The following is a 21,917-nucleotide window of genomic DNA, read 5'->3' as shown; positions in this document are numbered from 1 at the left end:
ATCAGCCTAAATAAAATCTCATACTCCTTTATTTTTTAAAGTTTTTTCATATAATACGCCCTAACCGAATGGAAGCTGCGGATGGCCGAAGAAAGCGATCTCGAACGAACAGAGCCTGCCTCATCGAGACGGCTGGAGCAGGCCCGTCAGGAGGGGCAGGTCCCCCGTTCACGGGAGATCGGCGCCTTCATGATCCTGATGGTTTCGGCGGGGGCGTTCTGGATGGTCGGCGGCTGGATGATGCAGCGCACCACGGCCCTCGTCAGGCGCGGCCTGAGCTTCGACGGGCAGGCCCTGCGCGATCCCCACTTCATGCTCGCCCGCTTTGCCGAGATTTCGCTCGACGCGCTGGTCGCCTTCGGTCCGTTCGTCCTGGCGCTGGTCGTCGCGGCGCTGTTGTCCCCGTTCTTTCTCGGCAGCTGGAACTTCTCGCTCAAGGTGCTGGCGCCGGACGTCGGGCGCCTCAATCCGCTCAAGGGCTTCTCGCGGATGATCTCCTGGTCGGGGCTGCTGGAACTCGTCAAGAGCGTCGCCAAGGCCTCGCTGATCGGCGGCGTCGCGGCGTACGTGCTGTGGGCCGAACGCGGTGAAATCGTCGCGCTGCTCGGCCAGACCGTGGACGCCGGGCTGGCCAATGCCGGCCACCTGATCAACTACAGCTTCATGATGATCGTGCTGTCGATGCTGATCATCGTCGGGCTCGACGTGCCGTTCCAGCTCTGGCAATACCATAACAAGCTGAAGATGACCAAGGAGGAGGTCCGCCGCGAAAGCAAGGAGATGGAGGGCAACCCCGAGGTCAAGGGACGCATCCGCAGCCTGCAGCGCGAAGCGGCGCGCCGGCGCATGATGAGCGCGGTGCCGGCGGCCGACGTGATCGTCACCAACCCGACGCATTTCGCCGTGGCGCTGGCGTACAAGAGCGGCATGGGCGCGCCGAAGGTGGTGGCCAAGGGCATGGGCGAGATCGCCCGCAAGATCCGCGCGATCGGCGCCGAGCACGGCGTGCCGCAGCTGGAGGCGCCGCCGCTCGCCCGGGCGCTGTACCGCCACACCGAGCTCGACCGGGAGATTCCGTCGCCGCTCTACGCCGCCGTGGCCGAAGTGCTGGCCTACGTCTATCAGCTTTCGCGGTGGCGCCAGCAGGGCGGCCACTATCCGATCCCGCCGCGCGACATCCCGGTTCCCGCGGACATGGTGCCGGAGGCGGTAGATGGCTAGCGCCAGCGCCAGCCTGCAGAATTTCCTCGGCCGCGTCGGCCTGCAGCAGCTCGCCGGGCCGCTGCTGATCCTGCTCGTGCTGTCGATGATGGTGCTGCCGCTGCCGCCGTTCCTGCTCGACCTGTTCTTCACCTTCAACATCGCCATCTCGATCGTCGTCATGCTGGTGGCGATCAACGTGCTGAAGCCGCTCGATTTCTCGGTCTTCCCGACGGTGCTGCTGATCACCACGCTGCTGCGCCTGTCGCTCAACGTGGCCTCGACCCGCGTCGTCCTGCTCGAAGGGCATACCGGGCCGGGCGCCGCCGGGCAGGTGATCGACGCCTTCGGCCACTTCCTGGTCGGCGGCAACTACGCGGTCGGCATCGTCGTCTTCGCCATCCTGGTGATCATCAACTTCGTGGTCATCACCAAGGGCGCCGGCCGGGTCGCCGAAGTGGCCGCGCGCTTCACGCTGGACGCCATGCCGGGCAAGCAGATGGCCATCGACGCCGACCTCAACGCCGGCCTGATCGGCGAGGACGAGGCGCGCCGCCGCCGCGCCACGATCGCCGAGGAGGCGGACTTCTTCGGATCGATGGACGGCGCCTCCAAGTTCGTGCGCGGCGACGCCGTGGCGGGCATCCTGATCATGTTCATCAACGTCATCGGCGGGCTCTTCGTCGGCATGCTGCAGCACGATCTCGACCTGGCGACGGCGGCCCGGACCTACACCCTGCTGACCATCGGCGACGGCCTGGTGGCGCAGATCCCGGCGCTGATCATCTCGATCGCGGCGGGCATGGTGGTGACCCGCGTCGGCGACAACCAGAACCTGTCGCAGCAGTTCCTCGGGCAGCTGTTCGACAACCCCAAGGTGCTCGGTTTGTCGGGCGCGATCATCGGCATGCTCGGGCTGGTGCCGGGCATGCCGAACTTCGTTTTCCTGCTGCTGGCCGGCGGGCTGGGCTTCCTGGCCTGGGAGACGTCCAAGAAGCAGGCGCGCGAACAGCCGGTCGAGGTCCAGGCGGCGCCGGTGGCGAGCCTGCAGACCGAAGCGCAGGAAGCCAGCTGGGCCGACGTGGCGCCGGTCGACGTGCTCGGCCTGGAAGTCGGCTACCGGCTGATTCCGCTGGTCGACAAGGCGCAGGACGGGGAGCTGCTGCGGCGCATCCGCGGCATCCGCAAGAAGTTCGCGCAGGAGGTCGGCTTCCTGGTGTCGCCGGTGCACATCCGCGACAACCTGGAATTGAAGCCGAACGCCTACCGCATCCTGCTCAAGGGCGTCGAGGTCGGGCAGGGCGAAGCCTTTCCCGGCAGCCTGCTGGCGATCAATCCCGGGCGCGTGCTCGGCCAGCTGCCGGGCACGGCGACCAAGGACCCGGCCTTCGGCCTGCCGGCGATCTGGATCGACGTGGCCGCGCGCGAGCAGGCGCAGGCCTTCGGCTACACCGTGGTCGACGCCAGCACCGTGGTGGCGACGCATCTCAACCACCTGATCCTGTCGCACGCGGGCGAACTGCTCGGGCGCCAGGAAACGCAGGCGCTGCTCGACCACCTGGCCAAGGAGATGCCCAAGCTGGTCGAGGACCTGGTGCCCAAGGTGCTGCCGCTCGGCGTGCTGCAGAAGGTGCTGCAGAATTTCCTCGAGGAAGGCATCCCCATCCGCGACATGCGCACCATCATCGAAACGCTGGCCGAATGGGCGCCGCGCACGCAGGACGCGGAGGCGCTGACCGCGCAGGTGCGCGTCGCGCTCGGCCGCTCGATCGTCCAGCAGCTCTATCCCGCCGGCGACGAGATGCAGGTCATGTCGCTCGATCCGCAGCTCGAACGCATCCTGCTGCAGGCCATCGCCGGCGGCGGCGACGGCGCCAGCATCGAGCCGAGCCTGGCCGACACGCTGGTGCGCGAGACTGCGGCGGCCGCCCAGCGGCAGGAGGCGCTCGGGCTGCCGGTGGTGCTGCTGGTCTCGGGGAACCTGCGCACGCTGCTCTCGCGCTTCCTGCGGCGGGGCATTTCTCAACTCAAGGTGCTGGCCCATGCGGAAGTGCCGGAAAACAAGATCATCAAGGTCACCTCGATCATTGGGGGTAAAGCATGAACGTCAGGAAATTCGTCGCCTCGTCGGCCAGGGATGCGCTGCGCAAGGTCAAGGAACTGCTCGGCCCGGACGCCATCATCCTGTCCAATCGCGCCATTCCCGGCGGCGTGGAGATCATGGCGGTGGCGGCGAGCGACATGGAGATGATGGTTCCCCCGGCAGGCCGGGAAGCGCCGCCGCGCCAGGGCGGCGACTACACCGTGCGCCTGTCGGCCCCGGCCGCGGCGCCCGCTCCCGTGCCGCCGGCCGCCCGGCCCGTCGCGCGTGAGGACGCGCCGCCGCTGGCGCCGCGCCCCATGCCGCAGTTCGAACGTTCCGCGCCGCCGGCCGATCCGGCCGCGCCGCCGCGGCAGGCCGAAATCGTTCCCGCCGAGGTGATGGACGAAATCCGCTCGCTGCGCAAGATGGTCGAACGGCACCTCGCCGGCTTCGCCTGGGGCGAGGAGGCGCGCGCCGAGCCGGTCAAGACGGAGACCCTGCGCCAGATGCTGGACGCCGGCTTCTCTCCCGCCCTGGCGCGCGAACTGCTGGCCGAACTGCCGCGGGAGCTCAACGCCGCGCAGGCGCTCGGCTGGGCCAAGGGCGCTGCCGACCGCGCGCTGCTGACCATCGGCAGCGAGAACGACATCATCGACCGCGGCGGCGTCTACGCCCTGGTCGGGCCGACCGGCGTGGGCAAGACCACCACCACGGCCAAGCTCGCGGCGCGCTGCGTGCTGCGCCACGGCGCCAGCAAGGTCGCGCTGATCACCACCGACGGCTACCGGATCGGCGCGCACGAGCAACTGCGCATCTACGGGCGCATCCTCGGCGTGTCGGTCTTCCTGGTCAAGGACGCCGAGGAACTGCAGCAGACCCTCGCCAGCCTGCAGCACAAGCACATGGTGCTGATCGACACCATGGGCATGAGCCAGCGCGACCGGATGGTCGAGGAACAGGTCGCCATGTTCGGGCACAGCGGCGTCAAGCGCCTGCTGCTGCTGGCCGCCACCGGCCGCGGCGACACGCTGGACGACGTAGTGCGCGCCTACAGCGGCCCGGATCTCGCCGGCTGCATCCTGAGCAAGGTGGACGAGGCGGCGAGCCTGGCCACCGCGCTGGACGTGATCATCCGCCATCGCCTGCCGCTGCACTACGTGTCCAACGGCCAGCGCGTGCCCGAGGATCTGCATCTGCCCAACCGGGTCTACCTGCTGCACCGGGCGTTCAAGGATCTGCCCGAATCGTCGCCGCACCGCCTGGGCGGCCTCGAACCGGGACTGGTGATGGCCAGCGCCACCGGCGCCGCCGCGGCCGGAAGCCGCCGTGGCTGAGTACGCCGACCAGGCCGCCGGCCTGCGGCGCCTGTTTGCCCGCGAACGCCTGCGCGTGGTGACCTTCGCCGCGGGCAGTCCGGGCGTCGGCAAAAGCCTGCTGGTCGCCGGCGTGGCCGCCTGTCTGGCGCAGCAGGGCAAGTCCGTGCTGGTGTTCGACGAAAACGCCGGACGCAAGACCATCGCCTCCTGCTTCGGCGCGGTCGCGCGCCACGACCTGGCGCGGGTCATCGACGGCGCGCGGCCGGTCGCCGACGTGCTGCTGCGCGTCGCGCCGGGCATCCAGGTGCTGCCGGCGGCGGGCGCGGTCGGACAGCTCGGGAAACTGAGCGAGCCGCAGCAGCGGGCGCTGCTCGCCGGCCTGTGCGCGCTGGACGAGCCGCCGGACGTGATCCTGGTCGACGCCTCGCCGGACCATCCGCTCGGCTTTTCGCCGCTCGGGCTGGCCGCGCACGACACGGTGATCGTGATGGCGCCGACACCGGCCTCGATCACCGACGCCTACGCCCTGATCAAGAAAGTCAGCCTGGGCTACGCCCGGCGCAACTACCGCGTGCTGGTCAACGGGGTGCGCGGCATGGAGGAGGGCCGCGCGGTCTTCGGCAACATCGCGCGGGTCACGCACGGCCGGCGCTTCGCGCGGCTGGAGTTCGCCGGCTGCGTGCCGCTCGACGAGCACATGCAGCGGGCGGCCGCGCTCGGCCAGCCGGTGGTCGGGCTGTATCCGGAGTCGCCGGCGGCCAGGGCCTGCCGCGCCCTGGCCGGCGATCTGCTGGAGTGGCGCCTGCCGGACGGGGAACCCGGCGGGCTCGAACAATTCGTCCAGCACCTGCTACACTTGAGCCGGCAAATCGATCCGGTCGCCATTTACGCCTGACCGGCAGAGAACATGTACAACGCCGCAGGTCAGTTCAACAAGGATCATCTGGTCCAGCGCTTCGCTCCCCTGGTCAAGCGCATCGCCTATCACCTGATGGCCCGCCTGCCGTCCAGCGTCCAGGTCGACGATCTGGTGCAGAACGGCATGATCGGGCTGCTCGACGCCATCGACCGCTTCGAGGCGGGGATGGGCGCGCAGTTCGAAACCTACGCGGCGCAGCGGGTGCGCGGCGCCATGCTCGACGGGCTGCGCGAGAACGACTGGCTGCCGCGCAGCCTGCGCCGGGAGTTCCGCCAGATCGAGCAGGCGATCGCCCGGCTCGAACAGGAATTCGGCCGTCCGCCCGCGGAAAACGAACTCGCCGCGGCGCTCGGCGTGCCGCTGGCCGAATACCAGAGAATGCTGCAGGACGCGCGCGGGCATCAGGTGATCTCGTTCGAGGACCTGGTCGAGGAGGACGGCGAGGATTTCCTGGAGCGGCATTTCGCCGACAGCGCCGGCGATCCCTACCGTATCCTGGAGGACGAGAACCTGCGCAAGTCGCTGGTGCAGGGCATCGAGTTGCTTCCCGAGCGGGAAAAACTGATGATGGCCCTGTATTACGAGCAGGATTTGAATCTGCGCGAGATCGGCGAAGTCATGGGCGTCACCGAGTCGCGGGTCTGCCAGTTGCATGCGCAGGCGGTCGCCCGCCTGCGTGCGCGCCTCTTCGGGGAGTCGGGGATCAAGAAGAAAGCCGGGAAGAATGGATAAGATCAGCGTCCTCGGCCTGACCATCGGGCTGGTGGCCATCATCGGCGGGCAGGTGCTCGAAGGCGGGCACATCGGCTCGCTGTCGCAGCCGACGGCGCTGCTGATCGTGCTCGGCGGCACCATGGGCGCGGTCATGCTGCAGAGCCCCTACGCGACTTTCATGCGCGGCATGCGCATGGTGCGCTGGGTGTGGTACCCGCCGTCGGTCGACTACCGGCAGCTGATCAAGCAGATCACCGGCTGGAGCCAGCTCTCCCGGCGCGAAGGCCTGCTCGCGCTGGAAGGCGCCATGGGCCAGCTGCGCGACGACTTCGCGCGCAAGGGCCTGCAACTGCTGGTCGACGGCGCCGAGCCGGAACGCCTGCGCGAGGTGCTGGAAGTGGACATCAACACCTACGAGCAGGAACTGCGCATGTCCGCGCGGATCTGGGAGGCCGCCGGCGGCTATTCGCCGACCATCGGCATCCTCGGCGCGGTGCTCGGGCTGATCCACGTGATGGAGAACCTGTCCGATCCGTCCAAGCTCGGCGCGGGCATCGCCGTGGCCTTCGTCGCCACGATCTACGGCGTCGGTTTGGCCAACCTCGTCTTCCTGCCGATGGCGAACAAGCTCAAGGCGCACATCAACCGCCTGATCGTGCAGCGCGAGATGATCGTCGACGGGCTGGTCGGCATCGCCAACGGCGACAATCCGCGCATCATCGAAAGCCGCCTGCAGGGCTACATCTTCTAGCCCATGGCGCGCCGCAAACGCGAGGACGAGCACGACAACCACGAGCGCTGGCTGGTGTCGTACGCGGATTTCATCACCCTGCTGTTCGCCTTCTTCGTGGTCATGTACGCGCTGTCCACGGTCAACGAGGGCAAGTACCGGATTCTCAGCGATTCGATGACCGCGGCGTTCCGCAACATCCAGGCCAACAGCTCGACGCAGCTGCCGATCGTGGTGACGCCGCCGATCCCGATGGCGCAGAAACAGCCCCAGGCGGCGCGGCAGGCCGAGGTCGAGAAGCAGAAGCGCCGCGACAAGATGCGCAACGTGGCCCGGGAACTGCTCGACGTGATGGCGCCGCTGATCGAACAGGGCAAGGTGCGGATCATCGAGACCAGCCGCGGCGTCACCATCGAGATCAACGACAGCATCCTGTTCGCGCCGGGGCAGGCCGTCCTGCAGCCGGCCTCGTCCAAGGCCATGCGCGCCATCGCGCAGGTGCTGGCGCCGACCGACTTCCCGATCACCATCGAGGGGCATACCGACAACGTGCCGATCAACACGCCGCAATTCCCCTCCAACTGGGAGCTGTCGGCGGTGCGGGCGACCACCGTGCTGCGGCTGTTCGCCGATTCGGGCGTGGCCGCCGACCGGCTCACCGCGATCGGCTACGCCGATACCCGTCCGGTCGAGCCGAACGTCCTGGCCGAGGGCCGGGCGCGCAACCGGCGGGTGACGATCCTGATCGATTCGAGCGTGGCGGAGAAGGGCCGCGAAGTCGACATGGACGGCGGCAGCGCGCCGGAAAGATGAGGCGAAACGGGCGCCGGCTCAGACGGCGTCGTTGATCTGCCGATCCCCCGACGTCGTCGACCGCCCGTCCGGACCGTAGAGGTCCAGCTTGCCTTCCTTGCGCAGCAGGATTTCGAGCGCCTGTCCGGTGAACTGCATGTGCAGCTGGATCAACTGCCCGTTCACGCGATTGAGCTCCTTCGCCTGCGCGGCCAGCGACAGCGTGCGGTTCCAGGCGGCGACCGCTTCCTGGTGCTGCGCGTGGCCGGCCGCCCAGGCGGCCATGCCGGCGCGGTCGGGCGTGTAGCCGTGGTCGATCAGATGGCGGGCGCGCTGCTGCGACAGGTCGTTGAGGTCCGCCGCGAGCCGTTCCTTTTCCTCGACGGCGATGGTGAGCGCCTCGGTGCGGCCCTCGGTGAGCAGGGTTTTTTCCTGTTCCAGCAGGCGGACGAAGCGCTCGACGAGTTCCGCTTCGCGGACGATGACTTCCAGAAAATCCGAGAGGTCCCCGGCCATGGCCCGGTCAGGACTGCTGGCGGGAGCCGACCAGTTCCTTGGCCGAGGCGATCAGGCGGTCGGCGATGGCCTCCGCGTTGATCGAGAACTTGCCTTCGGCGATGGCCTGCCTGATCTCGGCGACGCGGCCGGCGTCGAACGCCGGCTCGCTGTCGGAGGCGGCCAGCTGGGACGCCACGCTGCTCAACTCGACTTCGTCGGATGCGCTTTCCGCTTTCTTCGCCGGCGTGGCGCGCGCTTCCTTGACGAATTGCGCGTTGTTCAGTTTCGTGGATTGTTCGATCTTCATGGCCATGCCTCGAAAAATTTCGTGCTTGCACGTTCTATCGGCGCAGGTGGCCGCAACTTTAGCATTTTTTCCGGCGCGCCGAGCGTTCCGCGGACTCAGTACATGATTTCGACCACGCCGCCGGACCGGGCGATGCCGCTGACCGTCTGCCCGGAAGGCGTCCTGACCTGCACCACCTGCCCGTCCTGCGCGTTGTTCAGCGCCTTGCCCTCGCTGCTGACGCTGAACCCCGTGCCGCGGGACACCGTCTTGACCGTCTGCCCCTGCTGCACCGCCCAGGGAATGATCAGCTGATCGCCGCGCAGCGGCTGCCCGGGAGCGATGCCGATCCTGACCGTCCGGCCGACCGCCTGCTCGGCGTCCATCAGGACCGTGGCAGGAAGCGTGCCCAGATCGCCGTTGCGGGCGACGAAATCGCTTTCGCCGATGACCTGGCCGGCGGCCAGCGGACGCGCCGCGACGAGGTAGCGGGTCTGCACGCTGATCTGGACCTGCAGGTACACCGTCCACGAGGCCGGCCCGAGGCAGCGCACGCCGACCGTGGTCTTTCCCCATGGCGCGGCGCCGGCCGGCTGGAAAGGCTCGTAGGCGTCGCACGGGGCGAGCTGGGTGCGCGCGTCGAGCGGCGTGATGCGGTAGCTGGTCTTGCCGGGCAGCCCCTGGGTCTGCGTGCGGAGATAGTCTTCGACGGTGCGGTAGAGCGGGGCCGCGGCCTGCTGCGCCAGGACCGAGGCGGCGGGCGGCCAGAGGGCGATGAACAGCAGAACGGTGCGGCGGCAGAAGGTGAGGCGTGTCATGCCGCCATTTTGCCTCCAGATCGCCGGACGCGGGCGAACAAAATCGGCCGGCGTTGCCGGACGGCGGGACGCAGCGGCAATATTTGCCGATTTGCCGGCAGGGCCTGTGCCGTTCAGGCCGCCGGGCGGCCTGCTGCGGGAATGGCACGCGGGTTGCTTGTGAGGGAACCGGACGTTCCGAGCAACGGAGGCATCGTGGCCAGCAAGATCGACAACGCGCTTTTTTTCCAGCAACAGGCCCTGGGCCTGCGCGCCTATCGCCAGCAGGTGCTCGCGGGAAACATCGCCAACGCCGACACGCCGAACTACAAGGCGCGCGATTTCGACTTCGCGTCCGCGCTCCAGGAGGCCGTGGCCGGGCGCGGCGAAGGCAGCCTGCCGGTGGCGCGGACCGATCCGGCGCATCTGGCCGGCACCGGCGAGAGCGGCCCGGCGCGGCTGATGTACCGCACGCCCGCGCAGGCCAGCGCCGACGGCAACACCGTGGAAATGGACGTGGAACGCGCCCAGTTCTCGGAAAACGCCGTCCGCTACGAAGCCGGCGTGACCTTCATCAACCATCAGCTGAAAATGCTGACGGCGGCCATGCAGGCGCAATCATGAGCGTATTCAACGTCTTCCAGGTCGCCGGCAGCGCGCTGACGGCGCAATCGCTGCGGCTCAACGCCGTGGCCAGCAACCTGGCCAACGCGGACAGCGTGGCCGGGCCGGACGGCAGGCCTTACCGGGCCAAGCAGGTGGTCTTCGAGGCGACGCCGGTGGACGGGCAGAACGCCATGGGCGTGCGCGTCAAGCAGGTCGTCGAGGACGCGAGTCCGGGGCGGATGGTCTACGACCCGCGCAATCCGGCGGCGAACGAGAACGGCTACGTGACGATGCCCAACGTGAGCGTGGTGGACGAGATGGTGAACATGATTTCCGCCTCGCGTTCGTACCAGACCAACGCCGAGGTGATGAACACCGCCAAGCAACTGCTGCTGAAGACCCTGACGCTGGGCCAGTAGGCGCGACCGAACCAGGAATCCGAGGAGACCCGAAATGACCACGGTTGACAGCACGAAATCGAGCAGCGTGCTCGCGACGTTGAATTCGAGCAGCCGTTCGACGAGCAGCACGACGACCAGCGAGGACATCCAGAACCGCTTCCTGACCCTGCTGGTGGCGCAACTGGAGAACCAGGACCCGCTCAATCCGCTGGACAACACCGAAGTGACCAACCAGCTGGCGCAGATGAGCACGGTGCAGGGCATCGAACAGCTCAACACCACGCTCAACTCGCTGGTCAGCAGCCTGGCCGATACGCAGGCCGTGCAGGCGTCGGCGCTGATCAGCAAGACGGTGCTGGTGCCGGGCTCGCATCTCACGCTGTCCGACGGCGACGCCTACGGCGGCGTGAATCTGGCCAGCGCCGCCGACACGGTGACGGTCAAGATCTACGATTCGTCGGGCAATCTGGTGCAGACGCAGTCGCTCGGCAAGGCCGACGCCGGCAACCTGCTGTTCTCCTGGGACGGTTCGACCAGTTCCGGCACGACCGCCGCGGACGGCTCGTACACCTTCAAGGTCACGGCGACCAAGGGCTCGTCGTCGGTCACAGCCGAAGCCTTGCAGCTTGGCACGGTTTCTGCTCTTACGCGGACGACGAACGGCAATTTCGTGCTCGATCTGGGCTCGCTGGGCCAGTACGACTTCGACGACGTGCAACAGGTTTTCTAGCAGAGGTAAGCAATGTCATTTCAACAGGGTTTGAGCGGGCTCAATGCGTCGTCCAAGGCGCTGGACGTGGTCGGCAACAACGTCGCCAACAGCAGCACGGTCGGCTTCAAGTCGTCGAGCGGGCATTTCGCCGACGTGTATGCGGCGTCCCTGAGCGGCAGCGGCGCCTCGCAGGTCGGCATCGGAACCTCGCTGTCCTCGGTCTTCCAGCAATTCACCCAGGGCAACATCACCACCACCAGCAACACGCTCGACATCGCCATCAACGGCGGCGGCTTCTTCAAGGTGACGCGCGACAACCTGGTGGCCTATACCCGCAACGGCCAGTTCCACACCGACACCCAGGGCTACATCATCAACGACCAGAACTACCGCCTGATGGGCTACCTGGCGACCTCGACGGGCGAGATCGTGCCGTCCGAGCCGGCCGAGATCCGCCTCGACGCCAGCAACATCGCGCCGCGGGCGACCGGCGACGTGCTGGGCGGCGACGCGGAGATGGTGCTCAACCTCGATTCGAGCAAGGACGTGCCCACGGTCACCACGTTCAACTACAACAATCCGCTGAGCTACACCTATTCGACGGCGCAGACGGTCTACGACACGCTGGGCGTCGAGCACAACATCACCTACTACTTCGTCAAGACCTCGACGACCGGGCAATGGGACGTCCACGCCACGCTGGACGGAGCCGATCCGCAGTCGATGGGCAGCCTGCAGTTCGACACCAACGGCCAGCTCACCTCGACCATGCCGATGGCCCTGCCGACGACCTGGACCGTTTCCACCGGCGCCGCCAGTCCGCTGGGCAGCGGGCTGCCCAACTGGAACATCGACTTCACCGGCTCGACCAGCTTTGCCGGCGACAGCACGGTGAATTCGCAGTACCAGGGCGGCTTCTCGCAAGGGTCGCTGTCCAGCATCAGCATCGGCACGGACGGCATCGTGCTGGGCAACTACAGCAACGGCCAGACCAAGAAGCTGGCGCAGGTGGTGCTGACCACCTTCCCCAACGCCAACGGCCTGATCAACGCGGGGAACAACCTTTACCAGGCGACCTCGACCTCCGGCCAGGGGCTGGACGGCACGCCGGGGGCCGGCTCGCGCGGCATGCTGCAGTCGTCGGCGATCGAGGAGTCCAACGTGGACCTCACGGCCGAACTGGTCAACATGATCACCCTGCAACGCAACTACCAGGCCAACGCGCAGTCGATCAAGACGCAGGACCAGATCATGCAGACCCTGGTCAACCTGCGCTGACGCGCCCTAGCCACGCGACGCGGACGGATACTTCATGGACCGGCTGATCTACACGGCGATGACCGGCGCCCGCCAGGCCTTCGTGCAGCAGGCGGGCGTCGCGCACAACCTGTCCAACGCCTCGACCATCGGCTACCGTGCCATGGAGCATCGCTTCCGCGCCGTGCCGGTGCAGGGCGAGGGCGCGCCGACGCGCGCTTTCGTGGTCGACGCCTCGGTGGCCGACGTGTTCGAGCAGGGGCCGATGATGGCCACCGGCCGGCCGCTCGACGTGGCCGTGCACGGCGACGGCTGGATCGCCGTGCAGACGGCCAACGGCCGGGAAGCCTATACCCGGGCGGGCAACCTGCAGGTCAATGCCAACGGCCAGCTGCAGACGACCGGCGGCCTGACCGTGCTGAGCGAGGGCGGGCCGATCGCCGTGCCGCCCGACAACTCGATCACCATCTCGCCGGACGGCACCGTTTCCGTGGTGCCCCTGTTCGGCACGCCGAACAGCACCAACGACGTCGGCCGCATCAAGCTGGTCAATCCGCCCAGGGAAACGCTGGTGCGCGGCGACGACGGCCTGTTCCGGACGCGCAGCGGGCAGCCGGCCGAGGCCGACGAGAACGTGCGCCTGGCGCCGGAGACCCTGGAAGGCAGCAACGTCAATCCGGTGGACGCGATGGTCAGCCTGATCTCGCTCTCCCGCCAGTTCGAGATGCAGATCAAGATGCTGCAGAGCGCCGACGCCAACGCCAGCAAGGCCACCCAGATACTTTCGATGAGTTAAGCGACAGGACGAACCCCACGATGATCCGCTCCCTCTGGATTGCCCGCACCGGCCTCGACGCCCAGCAGACCAACCTCGACGTGATCGCCAACAATCTGGCGAACGTCAGCACCAACGGCTACAAGCGCGCGCGCGCCGTGTTCGAGGACCTGCTCTACCAGACCGTGCGCCAGCCCGGCGCGCAATCCTCGCAATCGACGCAGATTCCCGCCGGCCTGCAGCTGGGCACCGGCGCGCGGCCGGTGTCCACGGCGCGCATCCAGGTGCAGGGCTCGCTGCAGCAGACCAGCAACGACCTCGACGTGGCGATCGACGGCGCCGGCTTCCTGGAAGTGCTGCTGCCCGACGGCACCACGGCCTACACGCGCGACGGCTCGCTGCAGCGCGACAGCCAGGGACAGCTGGTCACCTCCAGCGGTTACGCGGTGCAGCCGGCGATCACCATCCCGGCCAACGCCACCTCGGTGACCATCGCCAAGGACGGGGTGGTCAGCGTGGTCACCTCCGGCTCGACCGCGACGACGCAGATCGGCACCCTGCAGGTGACCACCTTCATCAACGTCGGCGGCCTGCAGAGCATCGGCGAGAACCTGTATCTGGAAACCGCCGCCAGCGGCACGCCGACCCCGAGCACGCCGGGGCAGAACGGCGCCGGCGTGCTGCGCCAGGGCTACGTCGAAACGTCCAATGTCAACGTGGCCGAGGAACTGGTCAGCATGATCCAGGCGCAGCGCGCCTTCGAGCTCAATTCCAAGGTCGTCTCGACGTCCGACCAGATGCTGAGCCGGCTCACCCAGCTGTAAGACGCGGCCATGTCCAGACTGCTCCTCCTGACGGTTTCGGCGCTCGTGCTGGCGGCCTGCGAGACCGTGCCGCCGACCAACGTGCACCAGCCGATGACCGTGCGCCCGGCGGCGCGCGGCGATTCGCCGCCGGCCAACGGCAGCATCTACCAGCCGGGCGCGTCGCGCACGCTGTTCGAGGATCGCCGGTCCCGCTACGTCGGCGACACGATGACCATCGTGATCGCGGAGACCACCTCGGCCTCGACCAAGTCGAACACCAACGTCAACCGCTCGACCAGCATCAGCGCGTCGGTGCCCACCGTCAGCGGCCTGCCGGGCAAATCCCTGCAGGGGCTGGCGCTGTCCGCGGAGAGCGAGAACACGCTGGCCGGCAAGGGCGACGCGGCGGCCAACAACGTGTTCACCGGCAACATCACGGTCACCGTGATCGAGGTCCTGCCCAACGGCAACCTGCTGGTCTCCGGCGAAAAACAGGTGTCGATCGGGCACGGCACGGAGTACATCCGCCTGTCCGGCGTGGTGAATCCGTACTTCATCAGCACGGCGAACACCATCAGCTCGGCCAACGTCGCCGACGCGCGCATCGAATACAAGGCCACCGGCGCGATCAGCGAAGCCCAGGTCATGGGCTGGCTGGCGCGTTTCTTCATGTCGGTGCTGCCGTTCTGACGGCCGGATGGACAGGATCATGAACGAGAACGTCGGCAAATTCGCGCGCTGCCTGGCCGTCCTGGCCTGCGCCTGCCTGCCGCTGATCGGGGGCGGCGCCGCCGCTTCCGAGCGGCTCAAGGACCTGGCCACCGTACAGGGCGTGCGCAGCAACCAGCTGGTCGGCTACGGCCTGGTCGTCGGCCTCGACGGCAGCGGCGACCAGACCACGCAGACGCCCTTCACCACGCAGAGCATCATCAACATGCTGGCGCAGCTCGGCACCACCCTGCCGACGACGCAGTCGATGCAGCTGAAGAACGTCGCGGCGGTGATGGTCACCGCCAACCTGCCGCCGTTCGCGCGCATCGGCCAGCAGATCGACGTGACGGTCTCGTCGATGGGCAACGCCAAGAGCCTGCGCGGCGGCACCCTGATCATGACGCCGCTCAAGGGCGCGGACGGCCAGATCTATGCGCAGGCCCAGGGCAACCTGATGGTCGGCGGCGCCGGCGCGTCGGCGGGCGGCAGCCGGGCGGTGGTCAATCACCTGCTGGCCGGCCGCATCGTGGCCGGCGCGACGGTCGAGCGGGAAGTGCCGACCGCGCTCGGCAGCGGGCCGTACGTGCATTACGAGATGGCGGTCACCGATTTCGGCACCACCCAGCGCGCCGTCGAGGCGATCAACCGCGAGATGGGCCAGGGCACCGCGCAGGCGCTCGACGGCCGCGTGATCCGGGTGAACGCGCCGGAGGACGCGGACACCCGAGTGGCCTTCATGGGGCGCCTGGAAAACCTCGAAATCCGGCCGGCCAGGACGATGGCCAAGGTGATCGTTAATCCGCGCACCGGCTCGGTGGTGATGAACCAGATGGTGACCATCGAATCGTGCGCCGTCGCGCACGGCTCGCTGTCGGTGGTGGTCAGCACCGAACCGCAGGTCAGCCAGCCGAATCCGCTGTCGGGCGGGCAGACGGTGACCACGCAGCAGTCCGAGATCACGATCAAGCAGGGCAGCGGCGCGCTGATGGCGGTCAAGGCCGGCGCCAACCTGTCCGAGGTGATCAAGGCGATCAACGCGCTCGGCGCCAATCCGCAGGATCTGCTGTCGATCCTGCAGGCCATGAAGGCGGCGGGGGCGCTGCGCGCCGACCTGGAAGTCATCTGACCGGCCTGGAAATTGCTAGTATTCGGCGCATGAAAGCCGGAGACCTCAACGCGCCCCGTTTCGTGCTCGACACCCGCACCACGGCGGACCTGCGCCAGACCCTCAAGGAAGACCCGCAGGCGGGCCTCCGGCAGGCGGCCCGGCAGTTCGAGGGGCTGCTGCTGCAGACCATGCTGAAGAGCATGCGCGACGCGACGCCGCAGGACGGCCTGCTGGACAACGACCAGACGCGCTTCTTCACCGCGATCCTCGACCAGCAGCTGGCCCAGAACCTGGCGGCGAAAGACGCGCTCGGCTTCGCCAAGCTGATCGAGCAGCAACTCGGACGCAGCATGACGCCGCAGGACGGCGACGCGCTGAACACGGCGCTCGGGCAATTCCAGCAGGCCTTGTCCGAGCAGCGGGCGGCAAGTTCTGCCGCCGTGTTTGCCGGCGGCGCCGGGCGGGTCGGCGGGAATGGCGGCAACGGCGCCGGCGGCGGGTCGGTGGAAACCGCCGAAGGCGGGCGCGAGTACGTCAATCGCGTCCTGCCGTACGCCGTCGAGGCGGCGAAGACGCTCGGCGTGCCGCCGCATTTCCTGGTGGCGCATTCCGCGCTGGAAAGCGGCTGGGGCAAGAGCGAAATCCGCCGGGCGGACGGCGCGCCGTCCTACAACGTCTTCGGCATCAAGGCCGGCGGCGGCTGGCAGGGGCCGACCGTCGAGGTGCAGACCACCGAATACGTGGACGGCGTGGCGCGCAGCACGCGCGAGAAATTCCGCGTCTATGGCTCCTACGGCGAAGCCTTCCAGGACTACGCCCGGGTGCTGCGCGGCAATTCCCGTTTCTCGGGCGTGCTCGGCCAGCAGGATGGCATGCAGTTTGCTCGTTCCCTGCAGCAATCGGGCTACGCCACCGACCCCGACTACGCCGACAAACTCGGCCGCATCATCGGCGGGGCGACGCTCAGGCAGGCGCTGGTCGGCTAGGCCCGCGCGGCCGCCACCCTCAATAATCCGGCAAAGTTGCCGTTAGCAGCATGGAAGAGGAGAGCATTCCATGGGTTCAGGAATCTACAGCATCGGCGTCTCGGCGCTGCAGAACGCGCAACTCGGGTTGGCGACGACCGGACACAACATCGCCAACGCCAACACCGACGGCTACAACCGCCAGCGCATCATCCAGGTGTCCAACGTCGCCACCCTGACCGGCTCCGGCTACGTCGGCAACGGCGCGCACGTGTTGACCATCGAGCGCATTTACAGCAGCTTCCTGGCCAAGCAGGTGACCAAGGCGCAGGCGTCGGTCAGCTCGCTCGAATCCTATTCGACGTCGATCGGCGAACTGAACAATCTGCTGGTGGACGACGACGCCGGGCTGGAGTCGGCGCTGGAGGATTTCTTCGCGGGCATCAACCAGGTCAGCTCGGACCCCTCGTCGCTGACCACCCGGCAGAGCATGGTCTCGGCCGCGCAGGCCCTGGCGTCGCGCTTCCAGAGCCTGAATTCGCAGATCGACGCGCAATACAAGAACGTCAACAGCCAGGTCCAGAGCTACGTCGGTTCGATCAACTCCTATGCGCAGCAGATCGCCACGATGAACAAGCAGATCGTCGCCGCCGAGGCCGCCAACGGCCAGCCGCCGAACGATCTGTACGACCAGCGCGACCAGCTCATCGGCGAACTCAACAAGCTGGTCGGCGTGCAGACGACGACCAATTCCAACGGCTCGCTGAACGTCTTTTTCGGCAACGGGCAGCCGCTGGTGGTGGGCACCACGGCGACGTCGCTGACCGCCGTGGCATCGTCCTCGGACCCCACCCGGCTCACGGTGGCGATCGTCAACGCCGCCGGCACGCAGGAGCTGCCGGAATCCCTGATCAGCGGCGGCGCGCTTTCCGGCGTCCTGCAATACCGTTCCGGGTCGCTCGACGCGGCGGCCAATTCGCTCGGCCAGATCGCCGCCTCGGTGGCCCTGGCGTTCAATGCCCAGCACGCGCTGGGGCAGGACCTGCTCGGCAACATCGCCGGCGACGCGGGTTTCGTGGCTGATTTCTTCACGCTGGGCACGCCCAGGGTTGTCGCCAACACCAACAACCCGGCGGGCACGGCGACGGTGTCGGCCGCGTTCTCCGACCCGTCGTACAGCAGCGACGGGACGTTCTACACCAACCTGACGGCCAGCGACTATCAGCTCGACTACGACGGCACGACGTTCACCCTGACGCGGCTTTCCGACAAGGCGTCGTGGAGCGGCGCGTCGATCGCCGACCTGAACACGGCCGTCAACGCCAGCACGCAGGGCCCGCAAGGCTTCACCCTTTCGGCGAGCGGCAGCTTCGTGGCGGGATCGAGCTACATCATCCAGCCGACCCGCAACGCCGCGCAGAACATCGCGGTGAACGCCACCCTGGCCGCCGACGTCCGGCAGATCGCCGTGGCGGCGCCGGTGCTCGCCTCGGCCGGCACGGCCAACACCGGCACGGCGACGATCTCGTCGGGCAGCGTGGCGACCGGGTACACGGCGCCGGCGTCGGGTTCACCGGTGACACTGACCTACAGCAGTTCGACCGGCGGCTTCTCCGGCTTCTCCGCCTATCCCGTGACGGTCACCGTCAACGGCGTGGAGACCACCTACGCCTCCGGAACGGTGCCGTACACCAACGGCGCCACCTTCACCTTTTCCGGAATCAGCTTCACCATCAGCGGCACGCCCAAGGACGGCGACACCTTCAGCATCGCGCGCAATTCCAACGGCGTGTCGGACAACCGGAACGTCCTGCTGCTGGCCAAGATGCAGACGGGCAAGACCATGGCCGGCAACACGGCGAGCTTCTCGACCGTCTACGCGCAGATGGTCAGCAGCATGGGCAACAAGGGCAGCGAGCTGGAGAGCGTCCTGGCGGCCCAGCAGACCATGCTGACGGAAGCCGAGGAGGCGCGGGACTCCGTCTCGGGCGTCAACCTGGACGAGGAAGCGGTGAATCTGATCCAGTATCAGCAGTCCTACCAGGCCGCGGCCAAGATGCTGCAGATCGCGTCCCAGTTGTTCGACTCGATTCTCGAGATCAGTTGAGAGGTAATCCAGACATGCGCATCAGCACCAGCCAGATATTCCACTCCGGGGCGAACAGCCTCATGGACGGGCAGAGCAAGCTCTACAAGCTGCAGAACCAGCTGTCGAGCGGCAAGAAATTCCTCTCGGCGCAGGACGATCCGGTGGCGGCGGCGCAGGTCCTGCTCAACTCGCAGGCGCTGGCGGTCAATGCGCAGTACTCGGACAACCAGTCCAACGCTTCGAGCCAGCTGTCGCTCGAAGAAAGCCAGCTGCAGTCCGTGGTGGACAACATCCAATACGTGCTGGGGCAGGTCATCGCCGGCGGCAACGGCTCCTACTCCGACAGCCAGCGCCAGGACATCGCCAACGACCTGAAAAGCCAGCTCGATTTCCTGCTCGGCGTGGCGAACAGCACCGACGCCAACGGCTATTACCTGTTTTCCGGCTACCAGGGCGGCACGCGGCCCTTCCAGACCGCCTCCGACGGCTCGGTGAGCTACGCCGGGGACGACGGGCAGCGCAGCCTGCAGGTCGCCTCGTCGCGCCAGATCGCCGTCAGCGACTCGGGCCGGGACATCTTCGTAAACATCCCGACCGGCAACGGCACCTTCTCCCTCAGCGCCGCTTCGGGCAACACCGGGACCGGCGTCATCAGTTCCGGCTCCGTCGTCGATCCGACCGCGTGGTCCGGCCACGACTATGCGATCGCGTTCTCCTCGCCGACCGACTACACGGTGACCGACACGACGACGGGATCGGTCGTCGGCAGCTATACCTACTCCGCCGGCAGCAGCATCACGTCCATTGCCGGGGTGACCTTCACGCTCCAGGGCACGCCGGCGGCCGGCGACAGCTTTTCCGTCTCGGCGAGCCGCAACCAGAGCATCTTCAGCACCTTGCAGAACCTGATCGATGCGTTCTCCACCGATGTCGAGGGGAATGCCAGCGGCAGGGCCGCCCTGAGCAACGTGATGAACACCGAAATGGACAACCTCAATCGCGCCCTGGAAAGCGTTTCGTCGGTACAGGCCTCGGTCGGTTCGCGGCTCAACGAACTGGATTCGCTGAGCGGCGTCTCCGACGCGCTGGAGCTGCAGTACAAGTCGCGCCTGTCGGACCTGCAGGACATCGACTATGCCGAGACGATTTCGGCCTTCGTCCAGCAGCAGACGCAGCTGCAGGCCGCGCAGGCTTCCTTCGCCCAGATCAGCGCCCTGAGCCTGTTCAAGTACCTGTGATGAAGCCCCGGCTCGCCCTGGCCTCGGCCGCTCTGCTCGGCTACCTGGCCGCCTGCACCACCATCGAATCCGTGAAGCCGTCGGGAGAAACGGCCTCGCGGCCCGGTGCGGAACTCACCCCGAACGTGGCGGTGAGCGCCGAGACCGCGGCGATCGCCGGCGGGTTGCTCATCTTCGGACATCCGGTCAGCGCGCTCGGCCTGCCGGGAGAGGTCTTCAACCCCAAGAACAGCGCCTTGCTGTACATCATCTACGACCCGCTGGCGCCGAACTGGACGATCAAGGAACAGGCGATCGACGCGGAAACCTACCGCCTCTCCCTGCGCGCCAAGCATTTCCGCGTCGGCGGCGACGGCGAGGCGATGCAGATCGTCAAGCGCCGGGCGCTGCAGCTCCAGCGCGAGAAGGGCTACGAGAGCTACCGCCTGCTCGATTACTCCGAAGGCATCGAATCCGCCACGCCCTTCACCTACAAGGTCTCGGAAGGCACGATCCAGCTGGTGAAAGCCCGCTGAACGTTCATCGCGCGATGATGACCGGCAGGGCCTTTGGCCCGATGCTCACAGGTGGCTGTAAAACTCCGGCGCGCTCTGCCATTCATCATGCAGGCCGTCAACGTAGGTGACGGGCACCTTCGACAACTCCTCGTCCGTGACATCGTCGAGACATCCGAGATTGACGCCATACATCTTGCCGATAGGCGTGTCGTTGCCGACGCCGAAAGCACGGATGCCGCAATGCCTGCAAAAATAGTGATGGTTCTTCTTCGTGTTGAACAAATACTGTGTCAGCTCCGACTCGCCGGAAAGGAGCCGGAAGTTCTCGGGTTTGGCCACGGCCGGCCAAAAGCGGCTGCGCCTGCAGATGGAACAGTTGCAGCGGTAAGAGCTTTGCGCGAGATCGAGATCGGCCTCGAAGGTGACGGCGCCACAATGGCAACTGCCATAGTATGTTTTTAACATGCTCCATGAGATTTGTATTCAGGCCCAACAGTTAATAGGCGGACCCAAGGTCTAACCAATCAAAGACACCTTCAAAGGGGGTTGATTGGAAAATCACCTCGCTACGACCATTTTGGCCCATGAATGCTTGCCGAAATCTGATCAGGGGTGAGTGGTAACACGGGGCTTAATTAACCTGTCCGTGGAAACTGGGATACCTCACTACAACCACCTTCGGTGGTCGGTGGTGCCGGGGTCATTTATTCAAGTGAATTCAATCTTGCACTCTGGTAGTGGAAATGAGCACCCATCAGAAATAACGAATTGATCACCTTCGATTCTGGCAAGGAGCAACCCAAGACCTTTGGCTTCTTCTTCATGTCCTTCCACCACCCATTAATATCACCGTGATATATAACCTCATGAAACAACGGACTATCTGGAGGAGTAATATCACAGCCAGCTTCATTGACTCCTCCTTTCGTTGTATAAGACGTGTTGGTGAAACACGTTATATTTTTAAACTACTTCCGGAATTTGTTTTTTCCATCATCAGAGAAATAAACAGTCTCATGCGTGGTGACACCATCTTTTCCGGGAATAGTCCTAGCATCTTTTTGCTCAAGATTTCCACCAAGTATTCATTCCAAATCCTGTACTTGATCAGTCATGATCTATGCCTCAGTTTTTCACCGGTGTAATGATAAATTTAAAAATTTGTCACGCCAGCCTCACTAAATATCTTGTAATGGCTAGCCAGTTCTAGACTGTTCGTATGGAATCAAAAGGGGGCGTAGTGAATTGGAAAATTCAGATTATTCGGTGGGTCGAGGTTGGAAAAAACTTAAATTACTATTCTATAACCATTTAAAAATTACTCCATATAAATAACAGGATACTGTTAGTAAACCTATTATGGAGTAAAAGTATAAAGGCCAAGCAAAATGCCGTTTTTTCGCCGAAACTACTGACT

The 21,917-nt window shown here is 66.1% G+C and carries 23 protein-coding genes; 19 read left to right on the top strand and 4 right to left on the bottom strand.

Going from position 1 to position 21,917, the window contains the following annotated elements:
• Window positions 1-81: 81 nt before the first annotated feature.
• Genes flhB through motD form a run of 7 tightly spaced genes read left to right on the top strand, consistent with a single transcriptional unit; the run spans window position 82 to window position 7,775 of the window.
• On the top strand, window positions 82-1,221 hold the full coding sequence (gene flhB, locus QM701_RS06735) for a flagellar biosynthesis protein FlhB (protein WP_415166319.1): 1,140 nt from the start codon (window positions 82-84) through the stop codon (window positions 1,219-1,221).
• The gene (gene flhA, locus QM701_RS06730) at window positions 1,214-3,304 is read left to right on the top strand and encodes a flagellar biosynthesis protein FlhA (RefSeq protein ID WP_415166318.1); all 2,091 of its coding nucleotides are present in this window, start codon (window positions 1,214-1,216) and stop codon (window positions 3,302-3,304) included. Before flhB ends, flhA begins: the two co-directional genes overlap by 8 nt.
• Entirely contained in the window at window positions 3,301-4,617 is a 1,317-nt protein-coding gene (gene flhF / locus QM701_RS06725) for a flagellar biosynthesis protein FlhF (RefSeq protein WP_415166317.1), read from the top strand. Before flhA ends, flhF begins: the two co-directional genes overlap by 4 nt.
• Complete coding sequence (locus QM701_RS06720) at window positions 4,610-5,494, top strand: MinD/ParA family ATP-binding protein (protein ID WP_415166316.1); 885 nt, start codon at window positions 4,610-4,612, stop codon at window positions 5,492-5,494. The genes flhF and QM701_RS06720 overlap by 8 nt, the downstream gene beginning before the upstream one ends.
• Before the next feature lie 12 nt (window positions 5,495-5,506).
• Complete coding sequence (locus QM701_RS06715) at window positions 5,507-6,250, top strand: RNA polymerase sigma factor FliA (RefSeq protein ID WP_415166315.1); 744 nt, start codon at window positions 5,507-5,509, stop codon at window positions 6,248-6,250.
• A complete protein-coding gene (locus QM701_RS06710) occupies window positions 6,243-6,983 on the top strand; it encodes a flagellar motor protein (RefSeq protein WP_415166314.1) in 741 nt (246 codons plus the stop codon). Before QM701_RS06715 ends, QM701_RS06710 begins: the two co-directional genes overlap by 8 nt.
• A 3-nt stretch (window positions 6,984-6,986) precedes the next feature.
• Window positions 6,987-7,775: a flagellar motor protein MotD gene (gene motD / locus QM701_RS06705; RefSeq protein WP_415166313.1), complete on the top strand. Its 789-nt coding sequence runs from the start codon at window positions 6,987-6,989 to the stop codon at window positions 7,773-7,775.
• Between the two features lie 18 nt (window positions 7,776-7,793).
• Here motD and QM701_RS06700 read toward each other — a convergent pair whose 3' ends face one another.
• From QM701_RS06700 to flgA, 3 genes are all read right to left on the bottom strand, one after another.
• A complete protein-coding gene (locus QM701_RS06700; RefSeq protein ID WP_415166312.1) occupies window positions 7,794-8,270 on the bottom strand; it encodes a flagella synthesis protein FlgN in 477 nt (158 codons plus the stop codon).
• Between the two features lie 7 nt (window positions 8,271-8,277).
• Window positions 8,278-8,559 (bottom strand): flagellar biosynthesis anti-sigma factor FlgM, encoded by a 282-nt coding sequence (gene flgM, locus QM701_RS06695; protein WP_415166311.1) that lies wholly within the window; start codon window positions 8,557-8,559, stop codon window positions 8,278-8,280.
• 95 nt (window positions 8,560-8,654) lie between these two features.
• Window positions 8,655-9,356 (bottom strand): flagellar basal body P-ring formation chaperone FlgA, encoded by a 702-nt coding sequence (gene flgA / locus QM701_RS06690; RefSeq protein WP_415166310.1) that lies wholly within the window; start codon window positions 9,354-9,356, stop codon window positions 8,655-8,657.
• 195 nt (window positions 9,357-9,551) lie between these two features.
• Here flgA and flgB point away from each other — a divergent pair, with 195 nt between their 5' ends.
• The 12 genes from flgB to QM701_RS06630 all read left to right on the top strand — a co-directional run bounded on the left by flgB (window position 9,552) and on the right by QM701_RS06630 (window position 20,518).
• Entirely contained in the window at window positions 9,552-9,959 is a 408-nt protein-coding gene (gene flgB / locus QM701_RS06685) for a flagellar basal body rod protein FlgB (RefSeq protein ID WP_415166309.1), read from the top strand.
• Window positions 9,956-10,360 (top strand): flagellar basal body rod protein FlgC, encoded by a 405-nt coding sequence (flgC, locus tag QM701_RS06680; protein ID WP_415166308.1) that lies wholly within the window; start codon window positions 9,956-9,958, stop codon window positions 10,358-10,360. Before flgB ends, flgC begins: the two co-directional genes overlap by 4 nt.
• A gap of 34 nt (window positions 10,361-10,394) precedes the next feature.
• Window positions 10,395-11,072, top strand: a complete 678-nt coding sequence (locus QM701_RS06675; protein ID WP_415166307.1) for a flagellar hook assembly protein FlgD — start codon at window positions 10,395-10,397, stop codon at window positions 11,070-11,072.
• Between the two features lie 12 nt (window positions 11,073-11,084).
• The gene (gene flgE, locus QM701_RS06670; protein ID WP_415166306.1) at window positions 11,085-12,332 is read left to right on the top strand and encodes a flagellar hook protein FlgE; all 1,248 of its coding nucleotides are present in this window, start codon (window positions 11,085-11,087) and stop codon (window positions 12,330-12,332) included.
• A gap of 34 nt (window positions 12,333-12,366) precedes the next feature.
• Complete coding sequence (gene flgF, locus QM701_RS06665; protein WP_415166305.1) at window positions 12,367-13,107, top strand: flagellar basal-body rod protein FlgF; 741 nt, start codon at window positions 12,367-12,369, stop codon at window positions 13,105-13,107.
• Between the two features lie 20 nt (window positions 13,108-13,127).
• Window positions 13,128-13,910, top strand: a complete 783-nt coding sequence (gene flgG / locus QM701_RS06660; protein WP_415166304.1) for a flagellar basal-body rod protein FlgG — start codon at window positions 13,128-13,130, stop codon at window positions 13,908-13,910.
• A gap of 9 nt (window positions 13,911-13,919) precedes the next feature.
• Window positions 13,920-14,582, top strand: coding sequence for a flagellar basal body L-ring protein FlgH (locus QM701_RS06655; RefSeq protein ID WP_415166303.1), 663 nt, complete (start codon window positions 13,920-13,922; stop codon window positions 14,580-14,582).
• Between the two features lie 19 nt (window positions 14,583-14,601).
• Window positions 14,602-15,729: a flagellar basal body P-ring protein FlgI gene (locus QM701_RS06650; RefSeq protein WP_415166302.1), complete on the top strand. Its 1,128-nt coding sequence runs from the start codon at window positions 14,602-14,604 to the stop codon at window positions 15,727-15,729.
• Between the two features lie 29 nt (window positions 15,730-15,758).
• Window positions 15,759-16,697, top strand: coding sequence for a flagellar assembly peptidoglycan hydrolase FlgJ (gene flgJ, locus QM701_RS06645; protein ID WP_415166301.1), 939 nt, complete (start codon window positions 15,759-15,761; stop codon window positions 16,695-16,697).
• A gap of 70 nt (window positions 16,698-16,767) precedes the next feature.
• Window positions 16,768-18,783, top strand: coding sequence for a flagellar hook-associated protein FlgK (gene flgK, locus QM701_RS06640; protein WP_415166300.1), 2,016 nt, complete (start codon window positions 16,768-16,770; stop codon window positions 18,781-18,783).
• A 14-nt stretch (window positions 18,784-18,797) separates the two neighbouring features.
• A complete protein-coding gene (gene flgL, locus QM701_RS06635) occupies window positions 18,798-20,003 on the top strand; it encodes a flagellar hook-associated protein FlgL (protein ID WP_415166299.1) in 1,206 nt (401 codons plus the stop codon).
• Window positions 20,003-20,518 carry a hypothetical protein gene (locus QM701_RS06630; protein ID WP_415166298.1) on the top strand — a complete coding sequence of 172 codons (516 nt, stop codon included), beginning with the start codon at window positions 20,003-20,005 and terminating at the stop codon, window positions 20,516-20,518. The genes flgL and QM701_RS06630 overlap by 1 nt, the downstream gene beginning before the upstream one ends.
• 45 nt (window positions 20,519-20,563) lie before the next feature.
• Here QM701_RS06630 and QM701_RS06625 read toward each other — a convergent pair whose 3' ends face one another.
• The gene (locus QM701_RS06625; RefSeq protein ID WP_415166297.1) at window positions 20,564-20,965 is read right to left on the bottom strand and encodes a GFA family protein; all 402 of its coding nucleotides are present in this window, start codon (window positions 20,963-20,965) and stop codon (window positions 20,564-20,566) included.
• Between the last annotated feature and the right edge of the window lie 952 nt (window positions 20,966-21,917).

The sequence above is a fragment of the Propionivibrio sp. genome, from assembly GCF_047602565.1.
In the GTDB taxonomy this organism is placed as follows: Bacteria; Pseudomonadota; Gammaproteobacteria; order Burkholderiales; family Rhodocyclaceae; genus Propionivibrio.
This window is presented reverse-complemented; position numbering and strand designations above follow the sequence as displayed.

Bases quoted from the DNA above. Each gene is read 5' to 3' on its own strand.
- flgG (WP_415166304.1), top strand. From the start codon at position 13,128: ATGATCCGCTCCCTCTGGATTGCCCGCACCGGCCTCGACGCCCAGCAG.
- QM701_RS06715 (WP_415166315.1), top strand. From the start codon at position 5,507: ATGTACAACGCCGCAGGTCAGTTCAACAAGGATCATCTGGTCCAGCGC.
- QM701_RS06630 (WP_415166298.1), top strand. From the start codon at position 20,003: ATGAAGCCCCGGCTCGCCCTGGCCTCGGCCGCTCTGCTCGGCTACCTG.
- flgC (WP_415166308.1), top strand. From the start codon at position 9,956: ATGAGCGTATTCAACGTCTTCCAGGTCGCCGGCAGCGCGCTGACGGCG.
- flgF (WP_415166305.1), top strand. From the start codon at position 12,367: ATGGACCGGCTGATCTACACGGCGATGACCGGCGCCCGCCAGGCCTTC.
- flhB (WP_415166319.1), top strand. From the start codon at position 82: ATGGCCGAAGAAAGCGATCTCGAACGAACAGAGCCTGCCTCATCGAGA.
- QM701_RS06710 (WP_415166314.1), top strand. From the start codon at position 6,243: ATGGATAAGATCAGCGTCCTCGGCCTGACCATCGGGCTGGTGGCCATC.
- QM701_RS06625 (WP_415166297.1), bottom strand. From the start codon at position 20,965: ATGTTAAAAACATACTATGGCAGTTGCCATTGTGGCGCCGTCACCTTC.
- motD (WP_415166313.1), top strand. From the start codon at position 6,987: ATGGCGCGCCGCAAACGCGAGGACGAGCACGACAACCACGAGCGCTGG.
- flhF (WP_415166317.1), top strand. From the start codon at position 3,301: ATGAACGTCAGGAAATTCGTCGCCTCGTCGGCCAGGGATGCGCTGCGC.
- flgK (WP_415166300.1), top strand. From the start codon at position 16,768: ATGGGTTCAGGAATCTACAGCATCGGCGTCTCGGCGCTGCAGAACGCG.
- flgM (WP_415166311.1), bottom strand. From the start codon at position 8,559: ATGAAGATCGAACAATCCACGAAACTGAACAACGCGCAATTCGTCAAG.
- flhA (WP_415166318.1), top strand. From the start codon at position 1,214: ATGGCTAGCGCCAGCGCCAGCCTGCAGAATTTCCTCGGCCGCGTCGGC.
- flgJ (WP_415166301.1), top strand. From the start codon at position 15,759: ATGAAAGCCGGAGACCTCAACGCGCCCCGTTTCGTGCTCGACACCCGC.
- flgE (WP_415166306.1), top strand. From the start codon at position 11,085: ATGTCATTTCAACAGGGTTTGAGCGGGCTCAATGCGTCGTCCAAGGCG.
- QM701_RS06675 (WP_415166307.1), top strand. From the start codon at position 10,395: ATGACCACGGTTGACAGCACGAAATCGAGCAGCGTGCTCGCGACGTTG.
- flgA (WP_415166310.1), bottom strand. From the start codon at position 9,356: ATGACACGCCTCACCTTCTGCCGCCGCACCGTTCTGCTGTTCATCGCC.
- flgL (WP_415166299.1), top strand. From the start codon at position 18,798: ATGCGCATCAGCACCAGCCAGATATTCCACTCCGGGGCGAACAGCCTC.
- QM701_RS06650 (WP_415166302.1), top strand. From the start codon at position 14,602: ATGAACGAGAACGTCGGCAAATTCGCGCGCTGCCTGGCCGTCCTGGCC.
- QM701_RS06700 (WP_415166312.1), bottom strand. From the start codon at position 8,270: ATGGCCGGGGACCTCTCGGATTTTCTGGAAGTCATCGTCCGCGAAGCG.
- QM701_RS06655 (WP_415166303.1), top strand. From the start codon at position 13,920: ATGTCCAGACTGCTCCTCCTGACGGTTTCGGCGCTCGTGCTGGCGGCC.